General features: G+C 75.9%; 3 protein-coding genes. All 3 read left to right on the top strand.

Annotated features, from left to right (window positions below):
- The first annotated feature begins 58 nt into the window (after positions 1 to 58).
- Complete coding sequence (locus AC069X_RS31150; protein WP_478733808.1) at positions 59 to 13,465, top strand: type I polyketide synthase; 13,407 nt, start codon at positions 59 to 61, stop codon at positions 13,463 to 13,465.
- A 43-nt stretch (positions 13,466 to 13,508) separates the two neighbouring features.
- A complete protein-coding gene (locus tag AC069X_RS31145; RefSeq protein WP_478733806.1) occupies positions 13,509 to 18,416 on the top strand; it encodes a type I polyketide synthase in 4,908 nt (1,635 codons plus the stop codon).
- A gap of 153 nt (positions 18,417 to 18,569) precedes the next feature.
- On the top strand, positions 18,570 to 22,717 hold a 4,148-nt coding region (locus tag AC069X_RS31140), incomplete at its 3' end, for a type I polyketide synthase (RefSeq protein ID WP_478733983.1).

Below are 22,717 nucleotides of genomic sequence, written 5' to 3'. Positions count from 1 at the left end.
GTGCGCAGCATCTCCCCCGCATGACCTCGTGGCAATACGGATGGGTGAAAAGAAGACGATGGCTGAAGACACGCGTGGTTCCCTCCCGGTCGGTTCCGAGCCCGCCGACGACCGGATCGCGGTCGTCGGCCTGTCCTGCCGCCTCCCCCAGGCGCCGGACCCGGAAGCGCTGTGGCGGCTGCTGAGCGACGGTGTCGACGCCATCACCCCCGTGCCCGGGGACCGCTGGGACGCCTCCGCGTTCTACGACCCGGACCCGTCCGTGCCGGGCCGTACGAACAGCCGCTGGGGCGGCTACCTGGACCGGGTCGACACCTTCGACCCGGCCTTCTTCGGCATCTCGCCGCGCGAGGCCGCCTCGATGGACCCGCAGCAGCGGCTCGTGCTGGAGCTGGCCTGGGAGGCCCTCGAACACGCGGGGATCGTGCCCGGGTCGCTGCGCGGTGAACGCGCGGGGGTGTTCGTCGGCGCCATGTGGGACGACTACGCCACCCTGTCGTACCAGCGGGACCCGGAGACGATCGGCCGCCACACGATCACCGGTCTGCACCGCAGCGTCCTCGCCAACCGGCTCTCGTACCTGCTGGGCCTGCGCGGCCCGAGCATCACCGTGGACACCGGCCAGTCCTCCTCTCTGGTCGCCGTGCACATGGCCTGCGAGAGCCTGCGCGGCGGCGAGTCCACCGTGGCGGTCGTCGGCGGGGTCAACCTGGCGCTCGCGCCCGAGAGCACCGTCACGGCGGCCAAGTTCGGCGGGCTGTCCCCCGACGGCCGCTGCTTCACCTTCGACGCCCGCGCCAACGGCTTCGTCCGGGGGGAGGGCGGCGGCGTGGTGGTCCTCAAGCCCCTCGCACGGGCCCTGGCCGACGGGAACCGGGTGCTCGGCGTCATCGCGGGCAGCGCCGTCAACAACGACGGCGGCGGGGCGGGCCTGACGGCGCCCAGCCGCGAGGGCCAGGAGGACGTGCTGCGCCGGGCCTACGAGCGGGCCGGCATCGACCCGCGCGAGGTCCAGTACGTGGAGCTGCACGGCACGGGCACCGCGGTCGGCGACCCCGTGGAGGCCGCCGCGCTCGGCGCGGTGCTCGGGGCGGGCCGGGCGGCGGACCGGCCGCTGCTCGTCGGCTCGGTGAAGACGAACATCGGGCACCTGGAGGGCGCGGCGGGCATCGCCGGCCTGATCAAGACGCTGCTGAGCCTGGGCCGCCGCGAGCTGGCGCCGAGCCTGCACTTCGAGACGCCCAACCCGGACATCCCGCTGGACGAGCTGCGCCTCGACGTGGTCACCGGGTCCCGTCCGTGGCCCGTGGAGCCGGGCCGGCCGCTCGTCGCGGGCGTCAGCTCCTTCGGCATGGGCGGTACGAACTGCCACCTCGTGCTGGAGGAGGCCCCGCGGACGGCCTCGGGCGCCGAGGCCCGGAACTCCGGTGCCGCCGAGGGCGCCGAGGGCGCCGAGGCCGGGCGGCCGCTGCCGTACACGGTCTCCGGCACCACCCCGGAGGCCCTGCGCGCCCAGGCCGGGCGGCTGCGGAGCTGGCTCGACGAGCACGCCGACGCACGGCCGCAGGCCCTGGCCGAGGCGCTGGCCGGCACCCGTACGGCCTTCGGGCACCGGGCGGTGGTCGTCGCCGCCGACCGGGAAGAGCTGGGCCGGGGGCTGGACGCCCTCGCCCGGGACCAGCGGGCGGCGGGGCTGGTGCGGGGGACCGCGACGGGGGAACGCGACCTGGCCGTCCTCTTCACCGGCCAGGGCAGCCAGCGCCCGGGCATGGGCCGTGGACTGTACGAAGCCTTCCCGGTGTTCGCCGAGGCCTTCGACGCGGTGTGCGCGGAACTGGGCGACGGCATCAAGGACACCGTGTTCGGCGAGGACTCCGGCGCCCTGGACCGGACGGGCACCACCCAGCCCGCACTGTTCGCCGTCGAGGTCGCGCTCTACCGGCTCGTCGAGTCGTGGGGCGTGGTGCCGCGCTTCGTCGGCGGGCACTCGGTGGGCGAGATCGCCGCCGCGCACATCGCCGGCGTGCTCTCCCTCAAGGACGCCGCCACCCTCGTCACCGCACGCGGACGCCTCATGGAAGCCCTGCCGGAGGGCGGCGTCATGGTCTCCGTCCAGGCGAGCGAGGACGACGTCACCCCGCTGCTCGTGCCCGGCGCGGCCATCGCCGCGATCAACGGCCCCCAGGCCGTCGTCATCTCCGGCGCGCGGGAGGCCGTGCACGGCGTCGTCGTGCGGCTGGCCGAACTGGACGTGAAGTCGAAGGCCCTGCGCGTCAGCCACGCCTTCCACTCCCCCCTCATGGACCCCATGCTGGAAGACTTCCGCGCCGCCATCGCCGGGCTGGACTTCCACCGGCCGGAGATCGCCTTCGTCTCCGCGCTCACCGGCGGCCTCGTCACCGACGAGATCGCACAGCCCGACTACTGGGTCACCCACGTCCGCGAAACCGTCCGCTTCCACGACACCATCCGCACCCTGGAAACCGAAGGCGCGACCGCCGTACTGGAGCTGGGCCCCGACGCGGTCCTCACCGCCATGGCCCGCCCCTGCCTCACCGACGAGGGCTCCGCCGTCCTGGTGCCCTCGCTGCGCCGGCAGGGCGACGAGGCCCGGGCTCTGCTGACGGCGACGGCGACGCTGTACGCCCACGGCGTCCTCGGCCGGCTGCCGCTCGGACGGCCCGCCGGGGCGCCGCTGTTCGGCCTGCCCACTTACGCCTTCCAGCGCGAGCGCCACTGGCTGGGCGACGGCCCCGCCGCCGCCAGGACACCCGCCCCCGCCCCCGTGCCGGCCCCCGCCCCGGCGGGCACCGGCACCGGCAGCGGCGCGCTGCGCGAGCGGCTCGCCGGGCTGGGCGGCGCCGAGCGGGTCCGGGAACTCACCGAGCTGGTCCGTACGCACGCCGCCGCGCTGCTGGAGTACGCGGGCCCGCACCTGATCGATCCCGCGCACAGCTTCAAGTCGCTGGGCCTGGACTCCCTGACCGCCGTCGAGCTGCGCGGCACGCTCGCGTCCGAGACCGGGCTGGGCCTGCCGGCGACGCTGCTCTTCGACTACCCCACCCCGGCGTCCGTCGGCCGCCACCTGGAGGCCGAGCTGTTCGGCGCGGACGACCCCGCCGGACCGGCCCCGGCCGAACGGGCGGCCGGTGAGGGCGGCGGGGACGACGAGCCGATCGCGATCGTCGGCATGGCCTGCCGCCTGCCCGGCGGGGTCAACTCCCCCGAGGACCTGTGGAACCTGGTCGCCGAGGGCACGGACGCCATCTCCGGTTTCCCCTCCGACCGCGGCTGGGACCTGGAAGGCCTCTATGACGCGGACCCCTCGCGCCCCGGTACGACGTACACCCGCTCCGGCGGCTTCCTCTACGACGCCACCCGCTTCGACGCCGGCGCGTTCGGCATCTCCCCGCGCGAGGCGGCCGCGATGGAGCCGCAGCAGCGGCTGCTGCTGGAGGTGTCCTGGGAGGCCCTGGAGCGCGCCGGGATCGACGTCGCCACGCTGCGCGGCAGCGACACGGGCGTGTTCGTCGGCGCGACGGCGCAGGAGTACGGCTCCCGGCTGCACGAGGTGTCGGACGGCTCCGAGGGCTACGCGCTGACCGGCGCTACGCCCAGCGTGGCATCGGGCCGCATCTCCTACACGTACGGCTTCGAGGGCACGGCCCTCACGGTGGACACGGCCTGCTCGTCCTCGCTCGTCGCGCTGCACCTGGCCGCGCAGGCGGTGCGGCGCGGGGAGGTGTCGCTGGCGCTGGCGGGCGGTGCGACGGTGCTGTCGACGCCGGGCATGTTCGTCGAGTTCAGCCGGCAGCGCGGGCTGTCCGAGGACGGCCGCTGCAAGGCCTTCGCGGCGGCCGCCGACGGGACCGGCTGGGCCGAGGGCGTCGGGCTGGTGGTGCTGGAGCGGCTGTCGGACGCGGAGCGCAACGGGCACGACGTGCTCGCCGTCATCCGCGGTTCGGCGGTGAACCAGGACGGCGCCAGCAACGGCCTGACCGCCCCCAACGGCCCCTCGCAGCAGCGGGTCATCCGCCGGGCCCTGGCCGACGCGGGCCTGACCACCGCCGACGTGGACGCCGTCGAGGCGCACGGCACCGGCACGAAGCTCGGGGACCCGATCGAGGCGCAGGCGCTGCTGGCCACGTACGGCCGGGGCCGCGCGGGCGGCGAGCCGCTGCGGCTGGGCTCCCTCAAGTCGAACATCGGGCACGCGCAGGCGGCGGCCGGCGTGGCCGGCGTGATCAAGATGGTGGAGGCGCTGCGCCACGGAGTGCTCCCCAAGACCCTGCACGTGGACGAACCCACCCCGCACGTGGACTGGTCGGCGGGCGGGGTGGAGCTGCTGACCGAGGCCACGCCGTGGCCGGCGGGTTCCGGTGTGCGCCGGGCCGCCGTGTCCTCGTTCGGCATCAGCGGCACCAACGCGCACCTGATTCTGGAGCAGGCCCCCGAGCCGGCCGTCTCCCCCCGGGAGGGCGGCGCGGGCACGGCGCCGGCGGCGGTGGCGTGGGCCGTGTCCGCGCACGGCGCCGAGGCGCTGCGCGCGCAGGCGGCCCGGCTGCGCGCGCACGCGGAGGCCTCGCCGGAGGCGGATCCGGCCGGCATCGGGGCCTCGCTGGTCTCCTCGCGCAGTGCCCTGGAGCACCGGGCCGTGGTGGTGGGCGCCGACCGGGCCGAGCTGCTGGCCGGACTGGACGCGCTGGCCCGGGACGAGGCCGACGCGCGGGTGGTGCGCGGCCGGGCGGCCGCCGGCCGCAAGACGGTGTTCGTGTTCCCGGGGCAGGGCTCGCAGTGGGTGGGCATGGCGGCCCGGCTGATGGACGAGTCGCCGGTGTTCGCGGCGCGGATCGAGGAGTGCGGGGCGGCGCTCGCGCCGTTCACCGACTGGTCGCTGACGGAGGTGCTGCGGGACGCGGAGGGCGCGCCGTCGCTGGAGCGGGTGGACGTGGTCCAGCCCGCGCTGTTCGCGGTGATGGTGTCCCTCGCCGCGCTGTGGCGTTCGTACGGGGTGCGGCCGGACGCGGTGGTCGGCCACTCGCAGGGCGAGATCGCCGCGGCCGTCGTCGCCGGGGCCCTGTCGCTGGAGGACGGCGCCCTGGTCGTGGCGCTGCGCAGCCGGGCCCTCGGGGCGATCGCCGGACGCGGCGGCATGGTGTTCCTGCCGCTGCCCGTGGACGGGGCCCGCTCGCTGATCGGGGCCTGGGACGGGCGGATCGGGGTGGCCGCGGTCAACGGGCCGCTGTCGACGGTGGTTTCGGGTGACTCGGCCGCGCTCGACGAGCTGATGGCCGCCGCCGAGCGGGACGGGATCCGGGCCCGCCGGGTGCCCGTCGACTACGCCTCGCACTCGCACCACGTCGAGGAGATCCGGGAGGAGCTGGCCCGTCTGCTCGCGCCGGTCACCCCGCGCGCCTCGGAGGTCCCCTTCTGCTCCACCGTCACCGGGGAGCCCGTCGACACCACGCGCCTCACCGGGGAGTACTGGTACGAGAACCTGCGCGGCACCGTGCGGTTCGAGGACGCCACCCGGCTGCTGCTGGGCACCGGGCACGACGTGTTCGTCGAGGTCAGCCCGCACCCGGTGATCACCACCGGGATCCAGGAGACCGTCGAGTCGGCCCTGTCCGCCGAGGACGCCGCCGGCTCCGAGGCCGTGGTGCTGGGGACGCTCCGCCGGGGCGAGGGCGGCACCGGCCGGTTCCTGCTGTCGCTGGCGGAGGCACACGTCAACGGGGTTCCCGTGGACTGGTCCCCGCTGTTCGGCGGGGCGCGCCGGGTGGACCTGCCCACGTACGCGTTCCAGCGCGAGCGGTTCTGGCCGGAGGCGGCCCCCGCCCCGGCCGCCGGGGGCGGCGACGCCCGGGAGGCGGAGCTGTGGGGGGCCGTGGAGCGCGGCGACCGGGAGGCGCTGGGCAGCGCCCTGGGCGTGGCGGACCCGGCCCGGGTGGACGAGCTGCTGCCGCTGCTGGCGGCCTGGCGGGACCGGGGGCGGGAGCAGTCCGACGCGGACGGCCGCCGCTACCGGGTGGCGTGGCGTCCGGTGCGGGACACGGCCCGGCCGGCCCTCCAGGGGACCTGGCTGCTGGCGGTGCCCGGGGGTGCGGGCGATGACCCGGTCGTCGGCGCGGTACGGGACGAACTGCTGGCCCGGGGCGCCGAGGTGGCGCTGCTGCCGGTCGGGCCGGACGCCGGCCCGGCGGCGCTCGTGGAGGCCCTGGGGGCGCTCCCGCGGCCCGGGGGCGTGCTGTCGCTGCTGGGCCGGGCGGCGGGTACGCATCCGGAGCACCCGGAGGTGCCGGCCGCGCTGGCGGGCACCCTCGCGCTGGTGCGGGCGCTCGGGGAGGCCGGGGTCGGGGCTCCGCTGTGGTGCGTGACGCAGTCGGCGGTGGCCACGGGTGCGGCGGACGCCGCTCCGGTGCCGGAGCAGGCGCAGTTGTGGGGGTTCGGGGCGGTCGCCGCGCTGGAACTCCCGGGCCGCTGGGGCGGGCTGGTGGACCTGCCGGAGTCCGTGGACGGTGCGGTGCTGCGCCGGCTGAGCGGCGTACTGGCCGCCGGCGAGGGCGAGGACCAGGTGGCCGTACGGGCCTCCGGGGTCTTCGGACGCCGCTTGGTACGGGCCGCCGCCGTCCAGCCCGATGCCCCCGCGTGGACCCCGCGCGGCACCGTCCTGGTCACCGGCGGAACCGGCGCCCTCGGCGCCCGCTTCGCCCGCTGGCTCGCCGCCAACGGAGCCACCCGACTCCTCCTCACCAGCCGACGCGGACCCCACGCCCCCGGCGCCGGCCAACTCCACACCGACCTCACCCGACTCGGCGTACCCACCACCATCACCGCCTGCGACACGGCAGACCCCCACGCCCTGCGCGCCCTACTCGACACCATCCCCGCCGACGAACCCCTCACCGCCGTCCTCCACACCGCCGGCACCCTCGACGACGCGGTCATCGACTCGCTGACGCCGGCCTCCCTGGCGGGCGTACTGCGCCCGAAGGCGACGGCGGCGCTGCACCTGCACGAGCTGACGAAGGACCTGGAGCTGGACGCCTTCGTCCTGTTCTCCTCGGTGATGGGTGTCCTCGGCAACGGCGGGCAGGCCGCGTACGCGGCGGCCAACGCCTCCCTCGACGCCCTCGCCGCGCTGCGCCGGTCCCAGGGCCTGCCCGCCACCTCGGTGGCGTGGGGCGTCTGGGACGGCGGCGGCATGGCCGGTTCCGTCGAGGAGCACACGCGGCGCGCCGGCTTCCCCGGCATGCCCGCCGAGCAGGCGGTGCGCGCGCTGGCTCCGGCGGTCGCCGGGGCGGAGTGCGCGCCGGTGGTCTCGGACATCGACTGGGAGGTGTTCACCCCCCGGTTCGCCGCGGCCCGGCCGGGCCCGCTGCTCGCCGAGATCGCGGAGGCCCGTACGGCGCTGGCCGCGGCCCGGAGCGCGGCCGCCGGCGACCGGCCCTCGCCGGTGGCGGGTCTGGCCGGGCTGTCGCCCGCCGAGCAGCACCGCGCGGTGCTGGACCTGGTGCGCGCCGAGGCCGCCGTCGTGCTGGGGCACGCCTCCGCCGACGCGATCGGCGCGACCCGCGCGTTCAAGGAGAGCGGCTTCGATTCGCTGACGGTCGTGCAGATGCGCAACCGGCTGGCGGCGGCCACCGGGCTGCGGCTGCCGACGACCCTGCTGTTCGACAATCCGACGCCGAACGCGCTCGCCGCGTTCCTGCGCACGCGGCTGGTGGGCGAGCCGTCCGGGCCGGGCGCGGAGGCCGCCGCACCGGCGGTGCGGGCGGCGGCGCGGCACGACGACGATCCGATCGCGATCGTCGGCATCGGCTGCCGTTTCCCGGGCGGGGTGACCACGCCCGAGGAGTTCTGGGAGCTGATGGTCAACGAGCGGGACGCGGTGTCGGGGCTGCCCGACAACCGCGGCTGGGACCTGGAGGACCTGTACGACCCGGACCCGGACGCCGCCGGCAAGAGCTACTCCCGTGAGGGCGGCTTCCTCTACGACGCCGCCGACTTCGACCCGGCCTTCTTCGGGATCTCGCCGCGCGAGGCGCAGGCCATGGACCCGCAGCAGCGGGTGCTGCTGGAGGTGTCGTACGAGGCCCTGGAGCGCGGCGGCATCGATCCGTCGACGCTGCGCGGCAGTGCGACGGGCGTCTTCGCCGGCATGTGCTACCAGGACTACGGTTCCCGGCTGCACGAGGCGCCGGAGGGCTTCGAGGGCTACCTGGTGACGGGCAAGCACTCCAGTGTGGTGTCGGGCCGGATCAGCTACGTGCTGGGCCTGGAGGGGCCCTCGTACACGGTGGACACGGCCTGCTCGTCCTCGCTGGTCACCGTGCACATGGCGGCGCAGGCGCTGCGGGACGGCGAGTGCCGGCTGGCGCTGGCGGGCGGGGTCACGGTCATGGCGGCCCCGGGGATGTTCATCGAGTTCAGCCGGCAGCGCGGGCTGGCTCCGGACAGCCGCTGCAAGCCGTTCTCGGACGCGGCCGACGGCATCGGCTGGGGTGAGGGCGCGGGCATGGTCGTGCTGGAGCGGCTCTCCGACGCGGAGGCCAACGGGCACCGGGTGCTGGCCGTCCTGCGCGGTTCGGCGGTGAACCAGGACGGCGCGAGCAACGGCCTCGCCGCCCCGAGCGGGCCCTCGCAGCAGCGGGTGATCCGCCAGGCGCTGGCGAACGCGGGCCTGACGGCCGCCGACGTGGACATGGTCGAGGCGCACGGTACGGGCACCCGGCTGGGCGACCCGATCGAGGCGCAGGCGCTGCTGGCCACGTACGGACAGGGCCGTGACGCGGACCGGCCGCTGTGGGTCGGCTCGCTGAAGTCGAACATCGCGCACCCGCAGGCCGCGGCCGGCGTGGCCGGGGTGATCAAGACGGTGCTGGCGCTGGAGCACGGGCGGCTGCCCGCGATCCTGCACCACGACGCGCCCTCCTCCCACGTGGACTGGGCCTCCGGGGCGGTGCGCCCGCTGGCGCGGACCATCGACTGGCCGCAGGGCACGGGCCCGCGCCGGGCCGGTGTCTCGGCCTTCGGCATCAGCGGCACGAACGCGCACGCCGTCATCGAGCAGTACGTCCCGAAGGACGGCGCAGCGCGGGACGCGGCGCCGGAGGGCCCGTCGGGCGGCGCGCGCTCCGGCGGCGACGGGGTGCCGTGGCTGCTGTACGGGCGGACCGAGCGGGCCCTGCGCGAGCAGGCGGCCCGGCTGTCGGCCCACCTCGACGCGCACCCGGAGCAGCCGGTCGCCGAGGTCGCGCACGCGCTGGCGACGACGCGGACCGCGTTCGAGCACCGGGCGGCGGTCACCGCCGACGGGCGCGAGGGCGTCCGTACGGCGCTGGAGGCGCTGGCCTCGGCCGGCGCGGACGCCGACGCACCCGGGCTGCTGCACGGTCAGGCCGCGGACGGCGGAACCGTGTTCGTCTTCCCCGGGCAGGGCTCGCAGTGGGTGGGCATGGCGGCCCGGCTGATGGACGAGTCTCCGGTGTTCGCGGCGCGGATCGCCGAGTGCGAGGAGGCCCTGGGCCGCTTCACCGACTGGTCGCTGACCGAGGTGCTGCGCGACGCGGAGGGCGCACCGTCGCTGGAGCGCGTGGACGTGGTCCAGCCGGTCCTGTTCGCCGTGATGGTGTCCCTCGCCGCGCTGTGGCGTTCGTACGGCGTCCACCCGGACGCGGTGGTCGGCCACTCCCAGGGCGAGATCGCCGCGGCCGTCGTCGCCGGGGCCCTGTCGCTGGAGGACGGCGCCCTGGTCGTGGCGCTGCGCAGCCAGGCCCTCGGGGCGATCGCCGGACGCGGCGGCATGGTGTCGGTGGCCAGGCCGGCCGCCGAGGTGGCCGCGCTGATCGCGGACCGGGCGGACGTCCTGGCCGTGGCGACCGTCAACGGTCCGTCCTCGACCGTCGTCGCGGGCGAGACCACGGCCCTGGAAGAGCTGCTGGAACGCTGCGAACGCGACGGCGTCCGCGCCCGCCGCATCCCCGTCGACTACGCCTCCCACTCCCCCTACGTGGAGGAGATCCGCGAGGAGCTGGCCCGTCTGCTGGCGCCGGTCTCCCCCCGGGCGGCGGAGGTCCCGTTCTACTCCACGGTCACCGGGGCGCCCGTCGACACCACCCGCCTGACGGGCGCGTACTGGTACGAGAACCTGCGCGGCACCGTGCGGTTCGAGCAGGCCACGCGGCTGCTGCTGGAGCACGACCACCGCTTCTTCGTCGAGGTCAGCCCGCACCCGGTACTGGTCTCCGGGGTGCAGGACACGGCCGCGGACTCCGGCTCGCCCGTGGTGGCCGTCGGCTCGCTGCGCCGGGGTGAGGGCGGCCGGGCGAGGCTGCTGGCCTCCCTCGCCGAACTCCACGTCCAGGGCGCCGGGTTCGACCGCGAGTCCCTGTTCCCGGCCGGCACCCCCGGCGGGGCCCGCGCGGGCCTGCCGACGTACCCGTTCCAGCGGCAGCGGCTGTGGCTGGACACCTCCCGCGGCGGTTCCCCCGCCGAGGCGGCCGCCGCGCTCGGGCTGGCCCCGGCCGCGCACCCGCTGCTCGGTGCGCGGAGCCCCCTGCCGGACTCGGGCGGGCTCGTCCTGACCGGCCGGCTGTCCACCCGGACCCACGGCTGGCTCGCCGACCACGGGGTCTCCGGCACGCTGCTGCTGCCGGGCACGGCCTTCGCGGAGCTGGCCCTGCACGCCGGGGAGCAGGCCGGGTGCGCGGCCGTGGAGGAACTCACCCTGGAGAACCCGCTGCTGCTGCCCGAGCAGGGCTCCGTGGAACTCCACCTGGCGGTCGGCGCCGCCGACGGCGACGGCCGGCGGACGCTGGGGGTGTACTCGCGGATCGGCGCGGACGCGGACACCGACGCGCCCTGGCTGCGGCACGCCACCGGCGTCCTCGCCCCCGGCACGGACGCGTACCGGGAGGCCTCCGGCGCGGCCGGCTCCGATGCGGCCGGCTCCGGCGCCGACTGGCTGCCCGACGACGCCGAACCCGTCGACCTCGACGCGCTGTACGCGGCCTTCGACGGGGCCCGCTACGAGTACGGCCCGGCCTTCCGCGGGCTGAGCGCCGCCTGGCGCAGCGGCGAGGAGGTCTTCGCGGAGGTGGCGCTGCCCGCCGGCCTGCACGGCGAGGCCGCCGCGTACGGACTGCACCCGGCGCTGTTCGACGCGGCCCTGCACGGCACGTTCCTCCAGGGCGGCGGCCGCCGCCGGCTCCCCTTCGCCTGGACGGGCGTGCGCCTGGCCCGTTCCGGCGCGGCCGCCGTGCGGGCCCGCCTCACCCCGGCCGGACAGGACGCGGTCAAGGTGACCGTGACCGACCCGGAGGGCGGGCTCGTCGCCTCGGTGGACTCCCTGGTCCTCCGCGAGGTCAGCGACGCGCAGCTGCGCGACGACCGCACCGCCGACCCGCTGTACCGGCTCGACTGGACGGCGCTCACCGCCGCCGCCCCCGCGTCCGGCACCACCGCCTGGGCACTGCTCGCCGGGGAGGACGCCGCCGCCGGGACGGTGGCGGAGGCCGCCGGGGCCCTGACGGAGGCGGTCACCGCCACCGGTGCCGGCGAGCCGGTCCGGTACTCCGGTCCCGGGGCGCTGCTGGCGGCCGTCGGCGGGGGCGGGCCCGTCCCGGACGCGGTGGTGCTGCCGCTGCCGCACGGGGACGGGCCGGTCTCGGCCGACGCCGTGCGCGCGGCGGTCCGCGACGCCCTCGCCCTGGTGCAGGGGTGGCTGGCCGAGGAGCGCCTGAGCGGGACCCGGCTGGTGCTCGTCACCGGCGGGGCGGTCGCGGCCGGCGCGGGCGAGTCCGTACGGGACCTCGTGCACGCCCCGCTGTGGGGGCTGCTGCGCTCCGCGCAGACGGAGCACCCGGGCCGGTTCGTGCTCCTCGACACCGACGGCGCCTCCCCCGAGGCCCTGTCCGCCGCGCTGGCCGTCGCCGCGGCCGGTGACGAACCGCAGCTCGCGGTCCGCGGCGGCACGGTACGCGCCGCCCGGCTGGCCCGCCTCGACGGCACCCCCGCCGAGCGGACCGGTACCGGGCGGACCGGAGCCGGGCCGACGGGCGCCGGGCCGGCGGGCGCCGGGTACGACCCCGAGGGGACGGTCCTGGTCACCGGCGGCACCGGCACCCTGGGCCGGCTCGTCGCCCGCCACCTGGTCACCGCGCACGGGGTCCGGCACCTGCTGCTGACCACCCGGTCCGGGCCCGCCGCGCCGGGCGCGCCCGAACTCGTCGCCGAACTCGCCGCGCTGGGCGCCACCGCCCGCGTCGAGGCCTGCGACGCCGCCGACCGGGACGCGCTGGCCGCCGTACTGGACTCCGTACCGGCCGGGCACCCGCTGACGGCGGTGATCCACGCCGCCGGGGTCCTCGACGACGGGGTGCTGACCGCGCTCGGCGCCGACCGGGTGGACCGCGTCCTGCGCCCCAAGGTGGACGCGGCCCTGCACCTGCACGAACTGACCCGCGACCTGGACCTGTCGGAGTTCGTCCTGTTCTCCGGCGCCGCCGGCACCTTCGGCACCTCCGGCCAGGCGCACTACGCGGCGGCGAACGTCTTCCTCGACGCCCTCGCCGCGCACCGCCGGGCGGCCGGCCTGCCCGGCACGGCGATGGCCTGGGGGTTCTGGGCGGAGCGCAGCGCCATGACCGAGCACCTGGACGAGACGGCCGTGCGCCGGCTCGGCCGGGCGGGCATCGCCGAGATGTCCTCGGAGCAGGGCCTGGCGTTCTTCGACGCCGCCCACGGCACCGGTGAGAGCCTGGTGCTGGCGCTGCGGCTGGAGACGGCCGCACTGCGCGAGCGGGCCGCCGCCGGAACCCTCCCGGCGCTGCTGCGCGGACTCGTACGGGTCCCCGTGCGCAGGGCGGCGCAGGAGCCGGGCGCGGCCGGGACCGCGGCGGTACCGGAGGCGGCGCAGGCCGGCCCGGGTCTGGCCGACCGGCTGGCGGCCCTGCCGGAGGCGGAGCGGACCGAGCGGCTGGTGGAACTGGTCACCGGACAGGTCGCCGGGGTCCTCGGCCACTCCTCGGCCTCGCAGATCGAACCGGAGCAGGCCTTCAAGTCCCTCGGGTTCGACTCGCTGAGCGCGGTGGAGCTCCGCAACCGAATGAATCGCGCCACCGGGCTGCGGCTGTCGGCGACCCTCGCCTTCGACCACCCGACGCCGCTGGCCCTCGCCCGGCACGTCGGCGAGGAACTGGCCCGCAGCCGCCGGCCTTCGGCCGACCGGGTGCTGTCCGACCTCGGACTGGTCGACGACCTGCTGTCCTCCGTCCCGGGGACCGATCCGGAGCGGGCCCGCGTCGTGGAGCGGCTGCGGGAGCTGGCCGCGAAGTACGCCGGTTCCGCAGGGGACTTCGACCGGAACCTCCCGGCCGGTTCAAGTGAGAATCCAGACACCTCGGTGAGCATCGATTCCGCCAGCGACGACGAGCTGTTCGCCCTGATCGACAGCGACTTGTAGCAGGCCCGGACGACGGCTACTACAGGAACGGATCGACTCCCCGATGGCAGACAGTGAGGAGAAGCTCCGCAGTTACCTCCGCAAGGCGACCGCCGACCTCCAGGAGACGAGGCGACGCCTGCGCGAGGCGGAGGCCGCCGCGGGCGAACCGATCGCCATCGTCGGAATGAGCTGCCGGTACCCCGGCGGGGTCGAATCGCCGGAGGACCTGTGGGAGCTGGTCTCCTCGGGTACGGACGGGATGTCGGCCTTCCCCGCCGGCCGGGGCTGGAACGTCGGCGGGGCCTACGCCCCGTCCGGCCACGACCCGGTCGGCGGTTTCCTGTACGGGGCGGACCGCTTCGACGCGGACTTCTTCGGCATCTCGCCGCGCGAGGCGCAGGCGATGGACCCGCAGCAGCGGCTGCTGCTGGAGACCTCGTGGGAGGCCTTCGAGCGGGCCGGGATCGATCCGCTGTCGGTGAAGGGCGAGCGGGTCGGCGTGTTCGCCGGGCTGATGTACCACGACTACGGGACGAGCGTCGCCGAGGTCCCCGAGGAGCTCCAGGGCCATCTGGTCAACGGCAGCGCCGGCAGTGTCGCCTCGGGGCGCGTCTCGTACGTCCTGGGCCTGGAGGGCCCGGCGGTGACGGTCGACACGGCCTGCTCCTCTTCGCTGGTGGCACTGCACCTGGCGGTGCAGTCGCTGCGGCGCGGGGAGTGCACGATGGCCCTCGCGGGCGGTGCGACGGTGATGTCCACCCCGGTGATGTTCCTCGACTTCATGAAGCAGGGCGGCCTGGCCGCCGACGGCCGCTGCAAGTCCTTCGCGGAGGGCGCGGACGGCACGGGCTTCGCGGAGGGCGTCGGCATGCTGCTCGTCGAGCGGCTGTCGGACGCCGTGCGCAACGGGCACCGGGTGCTGGCGGTCGTACGCGGCTCCGCCGTCAACCAGGACGGCGCCAGCAACGGACTCACCGCCCCCAACGGCCCCTCCCAGCAGCGCGTCATCCGCCAGGCCCTCGACAGCGCGGGCCTCACCCCCGCCGACGTCGACGCCGTGGAGGCGCACGGGACGGGTACCAAGCTCGGTGACCCCATCGAGGCACAGGCGCTGCTCGCCACCTACGGCCAGGGCCGCGAGCCGGGCCGGCCGCTGTGGCTGGGCTCGCTCAAGTCGAACGTCGGGCATACGCAGGCCGCCGCCGGCGTCGGCGGAGTGATCAAAATGGTGCAGGCCATGCGGCACGGCGTGCTGCCCCGGACCCTGCACGTCGACGTACCGTCCTCCGGCATCGACTGGGCGGCCGGGGCGGTGGAACTGCTGACCGAGCAGCGGTCCTGGCCCGGGACCGGGCGGGCGCGCAGGGCGGGCGTCTCCTCGTTCGGCGCGAGCGGGACGAACGCGCACGTGATCCTGGAGGCGGCTCCCGAGGCGGAACCCGTCGCCCCCGTCGGGGATTCGGTGGCCGGGCCGGTGCCGGTGCCGGTGCCGGTCGTCGTGTCGGGCCGTTCGGCCGAGGCGCTGCGGGCACAGGCGGAACGCCTGCTGGCCTTCGTGGAGGAGCGGCCGGACCTGCGCGTGGACGAGGTGGCGTACGCGCTGACCCGCCGCGCCGAGCTGGAACACCGCGCGGTGGTCGTGAGCCGGGACACCGAGAGCCTGACCCGGGGGCTGGAGGCCATCGCCTCCGGTGAGCCGAACGCCGCCGTGGTGACGGGCCACGCCACGGGGCGCGGCCGCCTGGCCGTGCTGTTCACGGGTCAGGGCAGCCAGCGGCCGGGCATGGGCCGCGGGCTCTACGAAGCCTTCCCGGTGTTCGCCGAGGCCTTCGACGCGGTGTGCGCGGAACTGGGCGGCGGGGTCAAGGAGACCGTGTTCGGCGAGGACGCCGAGGCACTCGACCGGACGGGTATGACGCAGCCGGCGCTGTTCGCCGTCGAGGTCGCCCTCTACCGGCTCGTCGAGTCGTGGGGCGTGGTGCCGCGCTTCGTGGGCGGGCACTCGGTGGGCGAGATCGCCGCCGCGCACATCGCCGGGGTGCTCTCCCTGGCTGACGCCGCCACGCTGGTCACCGCACGCGGACGCCTGATGGAAGCCCTGCCGGAGGGCGGGGTCATGGTCTCCGTCCAGGCCGGCGAGGACCAGGTCACTCCGCTGCTCGTGCCCGGCGCTGCCATCGCCGCCGTCAACGGGCCCCAGGCCGTGGTGATCTCCGGCGCGCGGGAGGCCGTCGAGAATGTCGTCGCCCAGCTGAACGCGACCGGGGTCAAGTCGAAGGCCCTGCGCGTCAGCCACGCCTTCCACTCCCCCCTCATGGACCCCATGCTGGAGGAGTTCCGCACCACCATCGCCGGGCTGGACTTCCACCGGCCGGAGATCGCCTTCGTCTCCGCGCTCACCGGCGGCCTGGTGTCCGACGAGATCGCGCACCCCGACTACTGGGTCACCCACGTCCGCGAAACCGTCCGCTTCCACGACACCATCCGCACCCTCGAAGCCGAAGGCGCCACCACCCTGCTGGAGCTGGGCCCCGACGGGGTCCTGACGGCCATGGCCCGCGACTGCCTCGGCAGCGAGAGCACCGCTCTCGTCCCCACCCTCCGCCGTGACCGTGACGAGGCCGAGAGCGCGGTCGCCGCCCTGGCGCAGCTGTTCACCGCCAACGGCCTCGCCGATCGCACCGCCTTCTTCGCCGGCGTCGGCGCCGACGCCGGAGCGCCGTTCGTCGACCTCCCCACCTACGCCTTCCAGCGCGCCTCCTACTGGCTCGACACCACCACCCCTTCGGGCACCGCTCAGGGCGGCCCGGCCGACGCCCGCTTCTGGGAGGCCGTCGAGGCGTCCGACCCCGACGGGCTCGCCTCGGCCCTCGACCTCGGGGAGGCCGGGGAGGACCCGGCGGCACTGGAGGCGCTGCGCTCCGCGCTCCCGCTGCTCGCCGCCTGGCGGGCCCGGGAGCGGGAGCGCTCGGCTTCGGCGGACTGGACGTACGAGGTCACCTGGGCGCGGCTCGCCGAGGAGCGGGCGCGTCCGGTGCTGTCGGGGACCTGGCTGGTGGCGGTGCCCGCCGGTCAGGAGGCCGACGCCTGGACGGAGTCGGTGGCCGGGGCACTGACGCGGCACGGTGCCGAGGTGCTGGTGCGGGCCGTGCCGGGGGACCCGGCGGCGGGCCGTGCGGAGTACCGGGCTTGGCTGACCGGGCCGCGGACCCCCGAGCTGTCGGGCGTGCTGTCGCTGCTCGCGCCGGACACCCGGCCGCGTACGGACGGCTCCGCCGTGTCGGGCGGGCTCGCCGGGAACCTGCTGCTGCTCCAGGCCCTCGGGGACGTGGCGTCCACGGCCCCGCTGTGGGTGGCCACCCGGGGGGCCGTCGCGGCCGAGCCGGGTGAGCGTCCCGCCGACGCGGCGCAGGCGGAGGTCTGGGGCTTCGGCCGGGTCGCCGCCCTGGAGTGCCCGCAGCTGTGGGGCGGTCTGGTGGACCTCCCCGGGGACCTGTCGGAGCGGCGGGTCCAGGACCGGCTGGCGGCGCTGCTGGCGTCGGCGGACGGTGAGGACCAGGTGGCCGTACGGGCCTCCGGCGTCTTCGGACGCCGCCTGACCCGCACCGCTCCGCGGACGGATGCCCCCGTGTGGACCCCGCGCGGCACCGTCCTGGTCACCGGCGGAACCGGCGCCCTCGGCGCCCGCTTCGCCCGCTGGCTCGCCGCCAACGGAGCCACCCGGCTCCTCCTCACCAGCCGACGCGGACCCCACGCCCCCGGCGCCGGCCAACTCCTCACCGACCTCACCCGACTCGGCGTACCCACCACCATCACCGCCTGCGACACAGCAGACCCCCACGCCCTGCGCGCCCTACTCGACACCATCCCCGCCGACGAACCCCTCACCGCCGTCCTCCACACCGCCGGCACCCTCGACGACGGTCTGGTGGAGGGCCTGACGCCGGAGCGGTTCGAGGCCGTGCTGCGGGCGAAGACGGCCGCGGCGGGGCACCTCGACGTGCTCACCCGGGACCTGGAGCTGGACGCCTTCGTCCTGTTCTCCTCGGTCGCGGGCACGCTGGGCTCCCCCGGACAGGCCAACTACGCCGCCGCCAACGCCGGTCTGGACGCGCTCGCCGAGCAGCGGCGGGGGCTCGGGCTGCCGGCCACCTCGATCGCGTTCGGCGCCTGGGCGGGCGGGGGCATGGCCACCGACGGGACGGCCGAGGTCGACGACCGGCTCGCGCGGGGCGGGGTGGTGCCGATGCGCCCCGAGAGCGTGATCCCGGCGGTCGCCCGGGCCGTCGCGGCGGGCGCGGCGACGGCGGTGATCAGCGACCTGGACTGGGCCCGGTTCGCCCCGGACTTCACGTCCGGACGTCCGAGCGCGCTCATCTCGGGCGTGCCCGAGGCCGCGAAGGTGCTGGGCGCCGGGGACGCGGTGACCGGCTCCGGCGGTGGCACGGCCACGGCCGGAGCGGGGCTCCGGGAACAGATCGCCGCTCTCGCTCCCGAGAAGCGGACGGCGGCCCTGGTGGACCTGGTGTGCGTGCACGCCGCCGTCGTCCTCGGTCACGCCGACAAGCGGATGCTCCAGCCCCACCGGACCTTCCGCGAGCTGGGCTTCGCCTCGCTGACGGCCGTCGAGTTCCGCAACCGGCTGGGCGCGGTCGCCGGGATGCGGCTCAGCCCCACCATGGTGTTCGACTACCCGACGCCCCTCGCGCTCGCCCAGCACCTCCTGACGGAGCTGAAGCTCGACGCGGACCCGGCCGGCGCCCTCATCGAGGACGTGGAACGGCTGGAACGGGCGGCGCTCGCCCTCGACGAGGACGGCGAGGCACGCGCCGAACTGGCCGACCGGCTGCGCGTGCTGCTGGCGAAGCTCGCCCCGGCCGGGGAGGACGAACTCTTCGGCACGGAACTCGACGACGCCGACGCCGGGGACGTCTTCGCCTACATCGACCAGAAGTACGGGGCCCTCTGAGCCCGGGGGCGGGCCCGGCCCGCCCCCCGCCGTACGTACGCACCCCCCTCGCCCCCGCCATGCCCCGCGCCACGCCATGCCCCGCCACGCCGCCACACCACACGAACCGGGTGACCTTTCAGCATGTCCAACGAAGCGAAGCTCCTCCAGTACCTGAAGCGCATCACGTCCGACCTGGACAAGGCGAACGACCGCCTGCGCGAGGTGGAGGCCGCCGCGGGCGAGCCGATCGCCATCGTCGGTATGAGCTGCCGCTTCCCCGGCGGGGTGGATTCCCCGGAGGACTTCTGGGAGCTGCTGTCGGCGGGCGCGGACGGCATCACCCCGTTCCCGGCCGACCGGGGCTGGGACCTCGACGGCCTGGTGGACGAGGACCCCGGGCGGACCGGCACCTCGTACGTCCGTGAGGGCGGCTTCCTGCGCGGCGCGGCGGAGTTCGACGCCGGTTTCTTCGGGATCTCGCCGCGCGAGGCCCTCGCCATGGACCCGCAGCAGCGGCTGCTGCTGGAGACGGCCTGGGAGGCGGTGGAGCGGGCCGGTCTGGACGCGGCCCCGCTGCGCGGGTCGGCGACCGGCGTGTTCATCGGCACCAACGGCCAGGACTACGGGAGCCTCGCCGCCGCCTCCCCCGACGACCTCGGCGGGTACGTGGGCACGGGGAGCGCGGCCAGCGTGGTGTCGGGCCGCATCTCGTACGTCCTGGGCCTGGAGGGCCCGGCGGTGACGGTCGACACGGCCTGCTCGGCGTCCCTGGTGGCCCTGCACCTGGCCGCGCAGGCACTGCGGCGCGGCGAGTGCACGATGGCCCTCGCCGGCGGTGTGACGGTGATGTCCACCCCCTCGACGTTCGTGGAGTTCAGCCGGCAGCGCGGTCTCGCCCCCGACGGCCGCTGCAAGTCCTTCGCGGACGGCGCCGACGGCACGGGCTTCGCGGAGGGCGTCGGCATGCTGCTCGTCGAGCGCCTGTCGGACGCCGTCCGCAACGGGCACCGGGTGCTGGCGGTCGTACGCGGCTCCGCCGTCAACCAGGACGGCGCCAGCAACGGCCTGACCGCCCCCAACGGCCCCTCCCAGCAGCGCGTCATCCGCCAGGCACTGGAGAACGCGGGCCTGACCAGCGCCGACGTCGACGCCGTGGAGGCACACGGGACGGGCACGAAGCTGGGCGACCCCATCGAGGCGCAGGCACTGCTGGCCACGTACGGGCAGGACCGCGAGGCGGACCGGCCGCTGTGGCTGGGCTCCGTGAAGTCGAACATCGGGCACACCCAGGCCGCCGCCGGCGTCGCGAGCATCATCAAGATGGTGCAGGCGATCCGCCACGGGGTCCTCCCCCGGACCCTGCACGTGGACGCCCCGTCGGCGGAGATCGACTGGTCGGCGGGCGCGGTGGAACTGCTGACCGAGGGCCGGCCGTGGCCCGAGACCGGGCGGGCCCGCCGCGCCGGCGTCTCCTCGTTCGGCATCAGCGGTACGAACGCCCACGTGATCCTGGAGCAGGCCCCGGAGCCCGAGCCCGCCGACGCGGGGACCGCCGGGAAGCCCCTTTCCGGCCCGGTCCCGCTGCTGCTGTCGGGTCACTCGGCGGAGGCCCTGCGGGCGCAGGCCGCCCGGCTGGCCGAGCACCTGGAGCGGCACCCCAAGCTGGACATCGCCGACGTCGCCCACTCCCTGACGGGGCGTACGGAGCTGGAGCACCGTGCGGCCGTGGTGGGACGGGACCGTGAGGAGGTCCTGACGGGGCTGCGGGCCCTGGAACGCGACGGCGGAGCCGTGGCGGGCCCGGGCGACGGTCCGGCGGTGCTGTTCACGGGTCAGGGCAGCCAGCGCCTGGGCATGGGACGTGGGCTGTACGAAGCCTTCCCGGTGTTCGCCGAGGCCTTCGACGCGGTGTGCGCGGAACTGGGCGGCGGGGTCAAGGAGACCGTGTTCGGCGAGGACGCCGAGGCACTCGACCGGACGGGTATGACGCAGCCCGCGCTGTTCGCCGTCGAGGTCGCCCTCTACCGGCTCGTCGAATCCTGGGGCGTGGTACCGCGCTTCGTCGGCGGGCACTCCGTCGGCGAGATCGCCGCCGCGCACATCGCCGGCGTGCTCTCCCTCAAGGACGCCGCCACCCTCGTCACCGCACGCGGACGCCTCATGGAAGCCCTCCCCGAGGGCGGCATCATGGTCTCCGTCCAGGCGAGCGAGGACCAGGTCACCCCGCTGCTCGTGCCCGGCGCGGCCATCGCCGCCGTCAACGGCCCCCAGGCCGTGGTGATCTCCGGCGCGCGGGAGGCCGTCGAAGGCGTGGTGGCACGGCTCGCGGAGCAGGGCGTCAAGTCCAAGGCCCTGCGCGTCAGCCACGCCTTCCACTCCCCCCTCATGGACCCCATGCTGGAAGACTTCCGCACCACCATCGCCGGGCTGGACTTCCGCCCGCCGGAGATCGCCTTCGTCTCCGCGCTCACCGGCGGCCTCGTCACCGACGAGATCGCGCACCCCGACTACTGGGTCACCCACGTCCGCGAAACCGTCCGCTTCCACGACACCATCCGCACCCTCGAAACCGAAGGCGCCACCACCCTGCTGGAGCTGGGCCCCGACGGGGTCCTGACGGCCATGGCCCGCGACTGCCTCGGCAGCGAGAGCACCGCTCTCGTCCCCACCCTCCGCCGTGACCGTGACGAGGCCGTCGCCGCCGTCACCGGTCTGGGGCGGCTCCTCGCCGCCGGAGCCGTGGCCGACCGCACCGCCTTCTTCGCCGGTTCGGCCGTCTCCCGCGTCGACCTCCCCACCTACGCCTTCCAGCACCGCACCTACTGGGTGTCCACCTCCGTGGGCTCGGTCGGCGATGTGGCCTCGGCCGGCGTCACCGCCGCCGATCACCCGCTGCTGGGTGCGGCGGTCGCCCTGCCGGGCGGGCCCGGGATGCTCTTCACCGGCCGGCTGTCGTTGCGTTCGCAGCCGTGGCTGGTCGACCACCAGGTGCACGGCCAGGTCGTCTTCCCCGGCGCCGCCATGGTGGAGCTGGCCGTACGGGCCGGTGACGAAGTCGGCTGCGGGCTGCTGGACGACCTGACGATCGAGGCGCCGCTCGTCCTCCCGCGCGACGGTGGCGGTGTCCAGCTGCGGCTGATGCTGGCCGAGCCGGACGGCCGGGGGCGGCGGGCGCTGAGCCTGTTCTCCCGCCCGGAGGACGTGGACGCCGACGAGCCGTGGGTCCGGCACGCCAGTGGCGCCGTCGCGGCCGCGCCCGGTACGACGGACGTCCCGGTCGGCGCCTGGCCGCCCCCGGAGGCCACCCGCCTCGACACGGATGGCATGTACGAGGAGCTGATCCGGCTCGGCTTCGGCTACGGGCCCGCCTTCCAGGGGCTGAAGGCCGCCTGGCGCCTCGGCGAGGACGTGTACGCCGAGGTGACGCTCCCGGAGGCGGCGGCCGGCGAGGCGGGCCGGTTCGGGCTGCATCCGGCCCTGCTGGACGCCGCCCTGCACGGCATCGGGCTCGGCTCCTTCGTCAACGCCGAGGGCGGGGGCGGGGCGCGGCTGCCGTTCGCCTGGACGGGGGTCGCACTGCACGCCTCCGGGGCTTCCGCCCTGCGGGTACGGATCGCCCCGGCCGGGACCGATGCGGTCTCGCTGACGCTCACCGACCAGGCCGGAGCACCCGTCGCCACGGTGGAATCGCTCGCACTGCGCGCCGTATCGGCCGAGCAGCTCGGTGACCCCGCTGCGGCGGGGCTGCGGGACGCGCTGTTCCGGGTGGAGTGGACCGAGGTCACGCCTGAGGCCGGGGCTGTCGGCTCATGGGCCCGGCTGGGCGAGGAGGGCCAGGACGCGCCCGAGTACGTAGTGACCCCGACCCCGGGCGGGGAGCTCCACGCGGCCGTCACCGAGGCACTGGGACTCGTACAGGCTTGGCTGGCTGAGGAGCGGCCCGCGCGCCTCGTCTTCACCGCCCGCCGGCAGGACCCCGTCACCGCCGCCGTCTGGGGACTCGTCCGGTCCGCACAGGCCGAGAACCCGGGCCGCTTCGCCCTCGTCGAAACCACCGACATCGAAGCCGACTGGTCCCAGGCCTCCGCCGCCCTCGCGGCCGGCGAGGACCAGATCGCCGTACGGGACGGGGCCGTACTCGTCCCCCGTCTGGCACGGGCTACCGTGTCCGAGCCGACCGAGGAGGCCGCCTTCGGCGACGGGACCGTCCTGGTCACCGGCGGCACCGGCGGCCTCGGCGCACTCTTCGCCCGCCACCTCGTCACCGAACACGGCGTCCGCGACCTCCTCCTCACCAGCCGACGCGGCCAACAAGCCCC

It is taken from the genome of Streptomyces sp. NPDC043896 (genome assembly GCF_056435605.1).
This window is presented reverse-complemented; position numbering and strand designations above follow the sequence as displayed.

Excerpts from the sequence above, each read along its gene's own strand:
- AC069X_RS31150 (WP_478733808.1), top strand. The coding sequence starts at position 59 with ATGGCTGAAGACACGCGTGGTTCCCTCCCGGTCGGTTCCGAGCCCGCC.
- AC069X_RS31145 (WP_478733806.1), top strand. The coding sequence starts at position 13,509 with ATGGCAGACAGTGAGGAGAAGCTCCGCAGTTACCTCCGCAAGGCGACC.